Below are 12,828 nucleotides of genomic sequence, written 5' to 3' on the forward strand. Positions count from 1 at the left end.
CTGGACGTGGGCCACAGCCGCCGCCTGGCCTCAACCCGCCAACGCACCGCCGCCTTCCACGGACACACCACCTGCGCCCACCCGGGCGGATGCGAAGTGCCAATCGCCCTCTGCCAAGCTGACCACGTCACCTCGTTCTCCCGGGGAGGGCGGACGGTGGTGGCCAACCTGCAACCGTTGTGCGGGCCGCACAACCGGGCCAAGTACCAACGCGAACTGCGCACACACCACCACCAAGGACAAGGCCAAGGACGGGGATGGGGACGGGGAGGAGACCATCCACCCGGCGGGGATCCGGATCCACCGCCCCGGGAATGACCTCCCGGCCACAGCGAGTTCCGGCATGCCCGTGCCCGGCAAGCGGCCCGGGCCCCGCGCCCACCGTTGTGGCTGCCAACGTCGCCCACCCCCACCCCCCGGGGGCCGGGACCGCTGCCCAAGGCCGGAGGACCCGCTCGCCTTTGGTGCCAACGCAGCAAACCCCCACCACGCGCGAACAACAAGCGTTGCTCACCCTCCCACACCACTACGCGGCAGCTGGCGACGCCGCCACCGGCCACCACCCGCAGGTGGAGCGTTGAACGGAGCCCCCAGACACCCGCTGCCTTCGCTGCCAACGCAGCAGAGGCCGATCAGCCTCCGACCTCAGGCGTTGGTCACTCTCCCGGGCCACTTCGCGGCAGCTGGCGCCGCTGCCTCCGGCCACTACCCGCAACCGGGTCGTTGATCGGAGCCCCAGGCACTCGCCGCCTTCGCTGCCGCTACAGCAGAGGCCTCCACCGCTCAGGGACTCGGCGTTGCAAGGGGCTGGCACTGTGGGGCTGGCACTGTGGGGCTGGCACCGCCCGACCCGGGCCGGGGCGGACGCCCGACCCGCCCCGTTCCGGCCCGGGTGGGGCGTGTCACACTCGGGGGGTGACCGAGCCCGAAGTTCCCCCCGGAGGCGGCGTCCTGCCGACCCGCCCGATCCTCGGCGGTTTCCACCCCGACCCCACGGTGTGCCGCGTCGGCGACGTGTTCTACCTGGCGTGTTCGAGTTTCGAGTACGCCCCTGGGGTTCCCCTGTTCCGGTCGTCGGACCTCGTGTCCTGGGAGCGGGTCGGCGCGGTGATGGACCGGCCCGCCCAGCTGGTGCTGTCCGGCGCCGCGCCGTCCTCCGGCGTCTACGCCCCGACCCTGCGCCACCACGACGGCACCTTCTTCCTGGTGACCACCAACGTCTCCGACGGCCCCGGGCACCTGCTGATGACGGCGACCGACCCCGCAGGTCCCTGGTCCGACCCGGTGCGGATCCGCGGCGCGGGCGGCATCGACCCGGACCTGGCCTGGGACGGGGACGGCAGGTGCCTGCTCACGTGGTCGGACGGCGGCATCCGCCAGGCCGTCCTCGACCCGGCCACCGGCGAGCTGTTGTCCCGGCCGCGTCCGCTGTGGAGCGGCACCGGGGGCAGGGACCCGGAGGCGCCGCACCTGTACCGGGTGGGGCGGTGGTGGTACCTGGTGGTCGCCGAGGGCGGCACCGGCCCCGGACACGCGGTGACGGTCGCCCGGGGGCCCTCGCCGGAGGGCCCGTTCGAGGCCTGTCCGCACAACCCCCTGCTGACCGCCAGGGGGACGCCGGGCCCGGTGCAGAACACCGGCCACGCCGACCTGGTCGAGCGGCCCGACGGGTCGTGGGCGGCGGTGTTCCTGGGGGTGCGCCCCTCGGGCTCCTTCCCCGGGTGGCACGTGCTGGGCAGGGAGACCTTCGCCGCCGACGTCGCCTGGCGCGACGGCTGGCCCGTGGTGGTCGGACCGGTCGAGCCCGGGGAGCCGTCGCGGGCGCGCGCCTCGCTGGGCGAGGGGACGCTCGGCTCCGGCTGGGTCGGCGCCGGGGTCTTCCCCGACCGGGTGCTGCGGTGGTCGGGGGACCGGTGGCGGATGTCGCCTCCCGGGGACGAGGAGGTGTTCGTCGGCCGCCGCCAGGAGCACACGACCATGACCGTCCGGGCCGGGATCGACGCGGACGGGGGCGCGGGCGCCCTGGAGGTCCGCATCGATCCCGCCCACCGGTTCGCCCTGGAGGTCGGGGGCGGGCGGGTGCGCGCCGTCGCTCGGATCGGACCGCTCACCAGCGTGCTGGGGGAGGCGCCCGCGTCCGCCGACACGGTGCTCGAACTGCGGGTGGAGCCCTCGACGGCGCCCGAGTACAGCCGTGAACGGGGACCGGACGTGGTCGTCGCCGCGGTCCGCACCCCCCAGGGCGCCACCGAGCTGGCCAGGATCGACGGACGCTACCTGTCGACCGAGGTCGCGGGCGGGTTCACCGGCCGCATGGTCGGGGTGAGCTGCGGCCCAGGCGGGATCGGGGTGCGTTTCGTGGAGTACCTCGGCGGCGCCTGACCGGGCCGCGCGGCCGGTGGAGTGGTCGCCTTCCGCCGAGGACGTGCCCCGGCGGCGGCCGGACCCGCCGCGGGCCTTCGCGCGGTCCCGGCCGCGCGCGGCTCAGACGCCGACGACCCCCTGCGCGGCCCGGTAGAACAGGGCGACGGTCACCGCGCCGGGGTCCGGACTGCCCAGAGCGGCCTCGCCCACGTAGCTGGTGCGCCCCCGGCGGCCGAGCAGTTCGCTGGTGCCGTCCGCGCCCTCCCGCGCGGCCTCCGCGGCCGCCCGCAGTCCGGCGTGGAGCCCCGCGCCGCTGTCCACCGCTCCGGCCAGGGCCTCCGAGGCCGGGGCGATGGCGTCGACCATGGTGCGGTCCCCGACCTCGGCCGACCCCAGTCGGTGCAGGGTCGCCCACCCGTTCGCGGTGGCCTCGGCCACCATCGCCAGGGTGAACGCCTCCGCGCCCGCGCCCGCCTTGCCGAACTCGCGGAACCACATGCCGAACAGCGGGCCGCTGGTGCCGCCGCTGTGGCCCAGGAAGGTCTCGGCCATCACCTCGAAGGGCTGTCCGGCCGACCCCGTGGCGGCGGTGTCTGCCAGGGCCTCGCGCGTACGGCGCAGCGCGGTGGTCATGTTGGTGCCGAAGTCGCCGTCGCCGCTGCGGCGGTCCAGGTCGGTGAGGTGCGCGCCCTCCTCCTCGACCGCGCCGATGAAGGCCTGCACCCACCGTTCGACGTCGGAGGGACTGAGCTGCTCTGCCATGCCGGTGCTCCCGTTCGGACTGTGGTGGGACGGATGTTCTACCAGGTGAGCGCGGGTGTGGCGGCCGGAGCGTCCCACAGCTCCAGCACCTCGTCGTCGGCCGCCGTCAGGGTGACCGAGCAGCCCGCCATGTCCAGGGAGGTCACGTAGGACCCCACGAGGGAGCGGGCCACCTCTACCCCGGCGTCGTCCAGGACGCGCCGCGCCTCGCGGAACACCCCGTACAGCTCCAGGTCGTGTGTGGCGCCCAGGCCGTTGACGATGGCGATCACCCGGTCCCCGCGCCCCAGACCCAGCGCCTCCACCAGCGGCGAGACCATCGGGGGCACCAGCTCGCGGGAGGGGCCGAAGGCCCGCCGTTGCCGGGCCCGCTCGCCGTGGATGCCCACGCCGAACTCCACCTCGTCCTCGGGCAGCTCGAACGAGGGCCGCGACTCGCCCGGGTGGGCGCCCGCGGCCAGCGCCACGGACAGGGTGCGGCTGCGCTCGGCCACCCGGCGCCCGAGCCCGGCCAGCTCCGCCAGGTCGGCGCCGCGCTCGGCCGCGGCGCCGCAGACCTTCTCCACCGCCACGACCGCCGCCGTGCCCCGGCGTCCCGGGCCCCCGCCGTCGCCGGTGTCGGTGGCCAGGTCGTCGTCGACCAGGACGATCTCGCTGCGTACGCCCGCGTCGGCCAGCAGCTCACCGGCGATGCGGAAGTTGAGCACGTCGCCGGTGTAGTTCTTGACCACGTGCAGGACGCCCCGGCCGGTGTCGGCCGCCTGTGAGGCCGCCCGGATCTGCACGGCGGTGGGGGAGGCGAAGACGGCCCCCGGCACGGCGGCGTCGAGCATGCCGGTGCCCACGAAGCCCACGTGCAGGGGCTCGTGGCCCGAGCCGCCGCCGGAGACCACCGCGACCTTGTCCGCGGCGGGGCGGGCGCGTACGACGTAGGCGGGGTCGGCGTTGAGGCGCACGTGGTGCGGCCAGGCCGCGGCGAACCCCTCCAACGCCTCGGACACCACGTCGCCCGGCTCGTTGATGAACTGTCTTCGCATCGGCACGCTCCGTAGTTCTCGCTGCGGCCCCCCGCGGCGCCGTATGCGACATAGCCGTGCGTCGCCCCGCCCAAACGTCCCCGGCCGCGCTGTTCTCATCCAGGTGACCGCATCCGCGCCCCCGGACGTTATATGCGCGTTATGAGCAGATTGGCGCTGACCTCTTGTTTTTCTCTGCGTAAAGCGCGCAGTATGTCCCTGTTCACATGCGCGAAACGAGCAGGAGTGGTCATGCGTCACCAAGGGCTGCTGGACGCCGTCACCGACGGCGTGCAGAGGGTCGAGGACCTCGCGCGGGAACTCGGCATCAGCCCCTCCACCGTGCGGCGCGGGCTGGGCGAACTGGAGAGGGCCGGAAAGGTGGTCCGCACCCACGGCGGCGCGGTCCCCGCGCCCGCGGGCGCCGAACTGTCCTGGACCCAGAAGAGCCTGCGCAACGCCCCGGCCAAGCGGCGCATCGCCGAGCACGCCGCCGCGCTGGTCGAGGACGACCACGTCGTCCTGCTGGACGCCGGGAGCACCACCACCTTCGTGGCCGAGCGACTGGCCCGGCGCTCGGGGCCCACCGTGGTCACCTCCGGCCTCGGCCCCATGGCGGCGCTGCACGACGCCGAGGGCATCGAACTCGTCGTCGTCGGCGGGCGCGTGCGGCGCAGGCGCGGCTCCATCGTCGGCGACTACGCGCACGGCGTGCTGGACCGCATCACCCCGCACATCGCCTTCATCGGCGCCGACGGGCTCCTGCCCGGCCGGGGGCTCAACTGCCCCAGCCCCGAGATCGCCGCCGCCAAGGAACTCCAGATGCGCAGCGCCCGGCGGATCTTCGTGGTCGCCGACTCCACCAAGGTCGGCTCCGGCCCCCACCCGTACTGGGCCGTCGTCCCCGGACCCTACGGCCTGATCACCGACGACGGGATCGGAGCCCGCGAGCGCGAGGCCCTCGACGCCGATCCCGCCTGCACCCCCCACGTCGTCGCGGTCGACGCGGGCACGCGACCGCAATGACCCCCTGAAAGGCACCTGGTATGGAAGTACAGCTTCTCGCGGCACTGCTCCTGGGCGTGGCCACCGTCATCGCCCTGATCCTGTGGTCCCGGCTGGACGCGTTCATCGGACTGCTCGCCGGAGCCCTGGTCACCGGCGTGGTCGCGGGCGTCCCCGCCCCCGAACTGGTGGAGCACCTGACCACCGGCTTCGGCAACACCCTCGCCGGAATCGGCGTCGTCATCGCCCTGGGCGTGATGATCGGCACCGTCCTGGAACGCAGCGGCGGCGCCGACGCCCTGGCCAAGGCCTTCGTCCGCATGGCCGGGAAGGGCCGCGAGGACGTGGCGATGACCGCCACCGGCGCGGTCGTGTCCGTCCCGGTGTTCTGCGACTCCGGCTTCGTCATCCTGCACCCGCTCGCCCGCTCCCTGGCCAGGCGCTACGGCAGGCCGCTGGTCGTGATGAGCCTGGCCCTGGCGGGCGGGCTGTCCATCACCCACCACCTGGTCCCGCCCACGCCCGGCCCGCTCGCCGCCGTCGGGCTCCTCGGCGCCGACCTGGGCACCACCGTCCTGCTCGGCGGGGCCATGTCGATCCTGCTCATCCCGGTCGTGGTGGTCTACGCGCGCTACATGGGACCCCGCCTGGAGGCGAGCGTGGAGTCGGGCCTGGTCCCCGAGAACGCCGCCGCGGGCGGGCCGGGAGCGGCCACCCGCGAGGTCGCCGGGACCGGCAGCGCCGCCCCGGCCGCCGGACGCGACATCAGCGAGGAGCCCCCGGACCCGGGCGTGAGCGCGCTGACCGCCTCCATCCCGCTGCTGCTGCCCCTGCTGCTCATCGTGGGCAACACCCTCACCGGCGCGCTCGCCGAGGGCAGCGCGGTCGCCGACGTCTTCGCCTTCCTCGGCAACCCCGCCATCGCCCTGGTCATCGGGCTGGTCGTGGCCGTCTACACGCTGCCGCCCCGGGGGACCGGGCGCAGGGAGGTCGTCTCCTGGCTGACCGCGGCCGCCGCCTCGGCCGGGATGATCGTGTTCATCACCGGTGCCGGAGGGGCCTTCGGCGAGGTCCTGCGCGCCTCCGGCGTGGGCGACGCGCTGGCCGACGCCGTCTCGGGCTGGCCCGTGCCGATGTTCCTGCTGCCGTTCGTGATCGCCACGTTCGTCCGGCTGGCCCAGGGCTCGGGAACCGTCGCCATCATCACCTCCGCCACCCTCAGCGCCCCGATCGTGGCGGCGGCGGGGATCAACCCCGCGCTCGCCGTGGCCTCCGCCTGCGCCGGTTCCTTCGTCTTCTCCTACGTCAGCGACTCCTACTTCTGGGTCGTGACCCGGTTCACCGGCCTGTCCGGCGGCGCCGCCATGAAGATGTGGAGCGGGATGACCACCGTGCTGTGGCTGGCCAGCCTGCCGCTGCTGTGCGTCGCCGCCCTGGTCCTGGGATAGGGGGATCCCGTGGCGCAGATCCTCGTCCTGTCCGACGACCTCACCGGAGCCAACGCCACCGGCGCGCGCTTCGCCCAGACCGGCATGCGCGTGGCCTCGGTGGACGCCGGGCACGCCGCCCACGCGGCCCCGGCCTACGACGCGGTCGTGGCCAACCTGGACAGCCGCCACCTGCCCGCCCACGAGGCCGCCGGGCTCGTCGCCGCCACCGTGGACCGGCTCTGGCCGGTGGACCTGGTGGTCAAGCGCACCGACACCACCCTGCGCGGCAACGTCGGGGCCGAACTGGAGGCCGCCTGGCGGGCGGTGCGCGGGCGCACACCGCCCGGAGTCCGCGTCCGCGTGCTCTTCGCGCCCGCCCACCCCGCCTCCGGGCGGATCACCGTGGACGGCGTCCAACTGCTCGACGGGGTGCCCCTGGAACGCACCCAGCTGGCCCTGGACCCGCTGAACCCGGTCCGCACCAGCGTGGTGGCCGACCTCGTCGCCGAGCAGAGCGCCCTGGCCGTGCGGCACCTGTCCCTGGGGCGGGTCACCCGCGCCGACCTCGTCGGTGAGCTGCTCGCGGGCGACGAACCCGTCGTGCTGTGCGACGCCGTGACCGAGGACCACCTGGCCGACATCGCCCGGGCGGCGGCCGCGGCCTCCCGCAGGGACGGCACCGTCTGGGTGGCCGCCGACCCCGGCCCGTTCGGGGCGCTGCTCGCCCGCGAACTGGGGCTGCGCGGCACCGCACCCGACCCCGGGCCGGTCCTGGCGGTGGTGGGCAGCGCGACCGAGCTGACCCGGCGCCAGCTCGACACCGTCGCCGAGGACCCCTCCGCGGAGTTCGTCGACGTCGACGCCCGGCGCTTCACGTCCGACCCCGGGCACCGCGACGAGGTCGCGCGGCTCCTGGTCGGAGCCCTGACCAGGTCCTCCTTCCCCGCGGCGGTGGTCGTGCGCACCCGCGCCTCGGCCGAGGACGTCGTGCGCCTGCCGGCCGAGGCGCGCCGTGCCATGCCCGGCATGCTGGCCGCGCTGGTCGCCGGGGCCGTCGCCCGGGTCCGGCCCAGCGCGCTGTTCTCCAGCGGCGGCGACGTCACCTCCGCCCTGCTCACCGCCCTGGACGTGCGGGCACTGGACGTGGGCGGCGAACTCGTCCCGTTGGCCGTGCACGGCCGCCTGGACGGCGGACCGCTGGAGGGCACCCCGATCATCACCAAGGGAGGACTGGTCGGGGACCAGGACACCATCGCGCGCTGCCTGGCGCGGCTGCGCGACACGGTCAACGACAGGCTGCGCGGGGTGTCCGCGCGGATCCCGAGCGGAGGAAGACAAAAAGATGACTGAACGCCCGACCCTGGCCGTCACCGTCGGAGACCCCGTCGGCATCGGCCCCGAGATCACCGTGCGCACCCTGGCCGAGGTGGGCGCCACCGCCCCCGCGCGCGGGGTGGTCGTCGCCGACCCCGCCGTGCTGCGCCGAGCGGCCGCCGTCCTGGACCTGGACGTGCGGGTGCGCGCCCTGTCCTCCTGGGACCTTCCGCCGGAGCAGGAGGGGGTGGTCGACTGCCTCGACATCGACGCACTCGGCGACACCGCACTGGAGTGGGGCGTGGTCGACGCGCGCGCCGGGGCCGCCGCGGTCCGCGCGATCGAGGTGGCCACGCGGGCGGCGATGGAGCGGCGTGTGGACGGGATCGTCACCGGGCCCATCAACAAGGAGGCCATCTGGGCCTCGGGCAGCCGCCACCTCGGCCACACCGAGATGCTCGGGGAGCTGACCGGCGTCACCCGCCAGAACACCATGTTCGTGGTGCGGGGCAAGAAGATCTTCTTCGCCACCCGGCACGTCTCGCTGCGCGGCGCGCTGGACATGATCAACGAGGAGCAGCAGGTGGGGGCGATCACCGAGGCGCTCACCGCGCTGCGCGTGTTCGGCCACGACGAGCCCACCCTGGCGGTGGCGGCGATCAACCCGCACGGCGGCGAGAACGGCGCCTTCGGCGACGAGGAGATCCGCCACCTGGCCCCGGCGGTGGAGCGCACGCGCGCCTCGGGCGCGGACGTGGTCGGGCCGGTACCGGCGGACTCGGTCTTCCACCGCCTGCTGACCGGCCACTACGACGGGGTGCTCTCGCAGTACCACGACCAGGGCCACATCGCGGCCAAGACCTTCGACTTCGACGGGACGATCTCGGTGACGGTGGGCCTGCCGATCCTGCGCACGTCGGTGGACCACGGCACCGCCTTCGACATCGCGGGCCAGGGGAGGGCCGACCACGGCACCATGCGCTCGGCCTTCCTGCACGGGGCCGACTTCGCCCGCTTCGCCGACCGCATCCGCGCCGAGTACGGGAACTGACCGCGGGCGGGGGCACCGCCGTCCGCGCCTCCCGGGATCCCGGTCCACCCGTCGTCCGTCCGCGTGTGGGGCACGGACGGGCGGCGGGCGCCCCGACTTCAGCCCTCCCCGACGGCGGCGGGCGGCCGTGACGGGGCCGGGCCGGACCGCTCGGAGCCGCCACACGTCCCGGTGCCGCGGAGCCCGTCCGCGGAGCGCACGAGCGAGGCGACCTCCCGGGAGCGGCTGCCCGAGGGCCACGCGAGCACCGTGGTGACCGGCGGTGCGTCGACCACGGGCACCGAGACGTGTTCGGGCCACTGCCAGGCGCGGCTGGAGGCGGGGATGACCAGCAGCGTCCGGCCCAGCGCCACGAGCTGGGCGAGCTGTGACTGGGTGCGCACCTCCGGCCCGGGCCCGTCGGGGTAGGTCCCGTCGAGCCGGGGCCACCGGGCGATCGGCAGGCCCGGAACGTCGGCGACCTCCGCCAGCGTGAGCCGGTCGCGTGCGGCGAGCGGGTGCGCGGCGGGAAGGATCGCCACCTGGCCCTCGACGCAGAGCTCCTCGGTGTCGAACCCGGCGACGTCGTCGAAGGGGAGGTGCATGATCGCCACGTCGGCGCTCCCGTCGCGGAGCAGCCCCGCCTGCTCGCCGACCTCGCACAGCAGGACCTCGACCGGCGCCGCGCCGGGTGCGCTCCCCGCCGCGTCGAGGAGCCGTCGCAGCAACTCGTGGGAGGCCCCGGCCTTCGTCACGAGCACCAGCGGCCGATCCGGGGCCCCGGCCCGCCGGGTCCGGCGCGCGGCGGCCGCGACCGCGTCCAGAGCCGCCCGGGCCTCCCGGAGCAGCACCCCGCCGGCGTCGGTGAGCGCCACGCCGCGGCGGTTCCGGTCGAGGAGGGGGACACCGAGCCGCCGCTCCAGCCGCCCGATCGCGCGCGAGAGCGGAGGCTGCGCGATGCCGAGCCGGTCGGCGGCGCGCCCGAAGTGCAGTTCTTCGGCGACGGCGACGAAGTAACGGAGTTCGCGGGTTTCGAGATCGTCCACACCGACAGCCTATGGACCCATACCCGGCGGGTATCACGGCCGACCGAGCCGGTATTGGACCGCGGGTGCGCGCTCCGCCGAGCATGGACTCCGTGAACGACACGAAGACCGCGCTGGTCACCGGCGCGAACAAGGGAATCGGTTTCGCCATCGCCCAAGGCCTGGGGGAGTTGGGCTTCACGGTCGCGGTAGGGGCCCGCGACGACGCCAGGAGGAAGGAGGCCGTCGAGCGGCTGCGCGCGGCGGGCGCCGACGCGTTCGGGGTCGCCCTCGACGTCACGAGCGACGACAGCGTCGCCGCCGCGGCGAAGACGATCGAGCGCGAGGCGGGACGGCTCGACGTGCTCGTCAACAACGCGGGCATCGCCGGCCGCGCCGACGGCGGCGCCCAGGACCCGACCACCCTCGACCTCGACGTCCTCCGCGAGGTCCTGGACACGAACGTGTTCGGGGTCGTGCGGGTGACGAACGCGATGCTGCCGCTGCTCGGCCGCGCGAGCTCGCCGCGCATCGTCAACATGTCGAGCAACATGGGCTCGCTGACGCTGCAGACAGGCCCGGTCCTGGCCGCGTACGCGCCGTCCAAGAGCATGCTCAACAGCGTCACGGCGCAGTACGCCCGCCGGTTCGCCGACACGAACGTCATCGTCAACGCCGCCTGCCCGGGCTACGTGGCGACCGACTTCACCGGGTTCAACGCGCCGCGTACGCCCGAGCAGGGCGCGGCGATCGCGATCCGGCTCGCCACCCTGCCCGACGACGGACCGCGCGGCGGCTTCTTCGACGACGAGGGCGCCGTGCCCTGGTGACCCCGGACAGGCGGCGGGCGGCCGGTCAGGCGCCCAGACCCGACATCAGGTCGGCGAAGGGAACCGGCTCCTCGTAGGGGTCCGCGGCCGCGGGGGAGCGGTCCGCGGCCAGCGCCGCGAGCTGGCGTCCGGCGCGCTCGACGCGCTGGGTCAGCTCGCGGCCGCCGCCCTCGCCCGAGCCCCAGTCCTCCGAGGCCGCGTACACGCCGGTGGGCGCGACCACCGAGCGGGTGTGGGCGAACATGGGCCGCAGCGCGTGCTCCAGCACCAGCGAGTGGCGCGGGCTGCCGCCGGTCGCGCCGATCAGCACCGGCATGCCGTCCAGGTCCTCGGGGTCGACCACGTCGAAGAAGGACTTGAACAGGCCGCTGTAGGAGGCGTTGAACACCGGGGTCACCGCGATGATCCCGTCGGCTCCGGCGACGTCCTCCAGCACACCGCGCAGCTCACCGGTGGGCACCCGGGTGGTCATCGCGTTCACGATGTCGTGCGCCACCTCGCGCAGCTCCACGGTGCGGGTGCGGACCTCGTCGCCGCGCTCGCGCAGCGAGGCCTCGGCGGCGGCGGTCAGCCGGTCGGCGAGCAGGCGGGTCGAGGACGGCGTGCTCATCCCCGCCGAGACGGTCACCAGTGTGCGGGTCGCCATCTGTCCCCCTAGTAAAAAGCTTCTTGAGAAGTAGTTTCGCGATGAAACTACCAGAGGAACGGCGCGTCCGCCCCCGCTATTCCCGTAAGGACACCCCGGGGCGAGGGGCGGGCGCGCGCCGTGCGGCCGGGGGTTCCCCGAAGCCGGGCCGCGTCACCGAACGCTGTTTTTTACGGGGTGTTTACATGTGAAGCCGTGGTGGTTATTCTCATGGGAGCGCTCCCGCATGACCTGGATCACACTGATTCGGGTTGCGCTTGGGGGAGCGTGAGTGTCCGCATCCCCGACCCATCCCGTTCCCGCCCTTCGCACTCCTGTTCTGGGAGCGCTCCCACCCATGGGGTCACCCCCCGCGTCGCCGCACCCTCCCCGGAGGACGACGTGCCCCGCGCACCACCCGTACCACCCGCATCACCATCCGGATTCCACGCATCAGTCGGCGGCCCCGTGCCCCGACACTCTCGTCCCTCTGGCACCACCCCCCAACCATGAGGAAAAGCAAGAGATGAGCAGAATCCTGCGCACTCCGGACAGACGTCCGGGCGCACGGCGCGGCCTCGCCGCGACATCGGCCCTGATCGTGGGCGCCGCACTGGCCACGGCCGTGCCCGCCCCCGCCAGCGCGGCGGCCGGTTGCGAGGTCGACTACCAACTCAACGACTGGGGCTCCGGGTTCACCGCGAGCGTGGAGATCACCAACCTCGGCGACGCGGTCAACGGCTGGACCCTGGAATGGGACTTCGCCGGAAACCAGCGGATCACCAACTCCTGGAACGGCACCGTCACCCAGAGCGGACAGAGCGTCTCGGCCACCGACGCCGGGTACAACGGCGCGATCGCGACGGACGGCACGGCCACCTTCGGTTTCCAGGCCACGTACTCGGGCGCCAACGCCGTCCCCGCCGAGTTCACCCTGAACGGTGTGGCCTGTGAGGGCCTGGTCGACCCCGACCCCGATCCCGACCCCGACCCCGATCCGGACCCGGACCCCGGTACGGGCGAGCGGGTGGACAACCCGTACGTGGGCGCTGAGGTGTACGTCAACCCGATCTGGTCGGCCAACGCCGCCGCCGAGCCCGGCGGGGACGCCGTGGCCGACGAGCCCACCGGGGTGTGGCTGGACCGCATCAGCGCCATCGAGGGCAACGACAGCCCCACCACCGGCAGCATGGGACTGCGCGATCACCTGGACGAGGCCCTGGCCCAGGCCAACGGTGAGCCCCTGGTGTTCCAGGTGGTCATCTACAACCTGCCCGGCCGTGACTGCGCCGCTTTGGCCTCCAACGGCGAGCTGGGCCCGGACGAGATCGACCGGTACAAGAACGACTACATCGACCCCATCGCCCAGATCCTGGCCGATTACGAGGACACCGAGCTGCGGGTGGTGACCACGGTCGAGATCGACT

At 74.1% G+C, this 12,828-nt stretch carries 12 protein-coding genes; 8 read left to right on the forward strand and 4 right to left on the reverse strand.

Going from position 1 to position 12,828, the window contains the following annotated elements; translation table 11 throughout:
* Both G011_RS32735 and G011_RS0128965 read left to right on the forward strand, forming a co-directional pair.
* Positions 1 to 318: HNH endonuclease signature motif containing protein (locus G011_RS32735; protein WP_231391628.1), on the forward strand; the 318-nt coding region annotated here is incomplete at its 5' end.
* Between the two features lie 597 nt (positions 319 to 915).
* Positions 916 to 2,382, forward strand: a complete 1,467-nt coding sequence (locus G011_RS0128965) for a glycoside hydrolase family 43 protein (protein WP_019611537.1) — start codon at positions 916 to 918, stop codon at positions 2,380 to 2,382.
* Positions 2,383 to 2,484: 102 nt separating this feature from the next.
* Here the strand turns inward: G011_RS0128965 and G011_RS0128970 are convergent, their stop codons facing one another.
* Together G011_RS0128970 and G011_RS0128975 are read right to left on the reverse strand one after the other, a co-directional pair.
* On the reverse strand, positions 2,485 to 3,126 hold the full coding sequence (locus G011_RS0128970) for a DAK2 domain-containing protein (RefSeq protein ID WP_019611538.1): 642 nt from the start codon (positions 3,124 to 3,126) through the stop codon (positions 2,485 to 2,487).
* A 38-nt stretch (positions 3,127 to 3,164) separates the two neighbouring features.
* Positions 3,165 to 4,163: a dihydroxyacetone kinase subunit DhaK gene (locus G011_RS0128975; protein ID WP_019611539.1), complete on the reverse strand. Its 999-nt coding sequence runs from the start codon at positions 4,161 to 4,163 to the stop codon at positions 3,165 to 3,167.
* 231 nt (positions 4,164 to 4,394) lie between these two features.
* Between G011_RS0128975 and G011_RS0128980 the strand changes: the two genes are divergently transcribed.
* From G011_RS0128980 to pdxA, 4 genes are read left to right on the forward strand one after another with little or no spacing between them, the layout of a single operon-like run.
* A complete protein-coding gene (locus G011_RS0128980) occupies positions 4,395 to 5,168 on the forward strand; it encodes a DeoR/GlpR family DNA-binding transcription regulator (protein WP_019611540.1) in 774 nt (257 codons plus the stop codon).
* 20 nt (positions 5,169 to 5,188) lie between these two features.
* Positions 5,189 to 6,595, forward strand: coding sequence for a GntP family permease (locus tag G011_RS0128985; protein ID WP_019611541.1), 1,407 nt, complete (start codon positions 5,189 to 5,191; stop codon positions 6,593 to 6,595).
* A 9-nt stretch (positions 6,596 to 6,604) separates the two neighbouring features.
* Positions 6,605 to 7,927, forward strand: a complete 1,323-nt coding sequence (locus G011_RS0128990; RefSeq protein WP_019611542.1) for a four-carbon acid sugar kinase family protein — start codon at positions 6,605 to 6,607, stop codon at positions 7,925 to 7,927.
* The gene (gene pdxA, locus G011_RS0128995; protein ID WP_019611543.1) at positions 7,920 to 8,942 is read left to right on the forward strand and encodes a 4-hydroxythreonine-4-phosphate dehydrogenase PdxA; all 1,023 of its coding nucleotides are present in this window, start codon (positions 7,920 to 7,922) and stop codon (positions 8,940 to 8,942) included. Before G011_RS0128990 ends, pdxA begins: the two co-directional genes overlap by 8 nt.
* Before the next feature lie 98 nt (positions 8,943 to 9,040).
* On the opposite strand, the gene G011_RS0129000 is transcribed toward pdxA, so the two are convergent.
* Complete coding sequence (locus G011_RS0129000; protein ID WP_019611544.1) at positions 9,041 to 9,967, reverse strand: LysR family transcriptional regulator; 927 nt, start codon at positions 9,965 to 9,967, stop codon at positions 9,041 to 9,043.
* 83 nt (positions 9,968 to 10,050) lie between these two features.
* Between G011_RS0129000 and G011_RS0129005 the strand changes: the two genes are divergently transcribed.
* Positions 10,051 to 10,776 carry an SDR family oxidoreductase gene (locus tag G011_RS0129005; protein WP_019611545.1) on the forward strand — a complete coding sequence of 242 codons (726 nt, stop codon included), beginning with the start codon at positions 10,051 to 10,053 and terminating at the stop codon, positions 10,774 to 10,776.
* A 25-nt stretch (positions 10,777 to 10,801) separates the two neighbouring features.
* On the opposite strand, the gene G011_RS0129010 is transcribed toward G011_RS0129005, so the two are convergent.
* Positions 10,802 to 11,422 carry an FMN reductase gene (locus tag G011_RS0129010; protein ID WP_019611546.1) on the reverse strand — a complete coding sequence of 207 codons (621 nt, stop codon included), beginning with the start codon at positions 11,420 to 11,422 and terminating at the stop codon, positions 10,802 to 10,804.
* A 505-nt stretch (positions 11,423 to 11,927) separates the two neighbouring features.
* Between G011_RS0129010 and G011_RS0129015 the strand changes: the two genes are divergently transcribed.
* A partial coding sequence (locus G011_RS0129015; protein ID WP_019611547.1) for a cellulose binding domain-containing protein occupies positions 11,928 to 12,828 on the forward strand: 901 nt, incomplete at its 3' end.

The organism is Nocardiopsis sp. CNS-639 (assembly GCF_000381685.1).
Classification (GTDB): domain Bacteria; phylum Actinomycetota; class Actinomycetes; order Streptosporangiales; family Streptosporangiaceae; genus Nocardiopsis; species Nocardiopsis dassonvillei.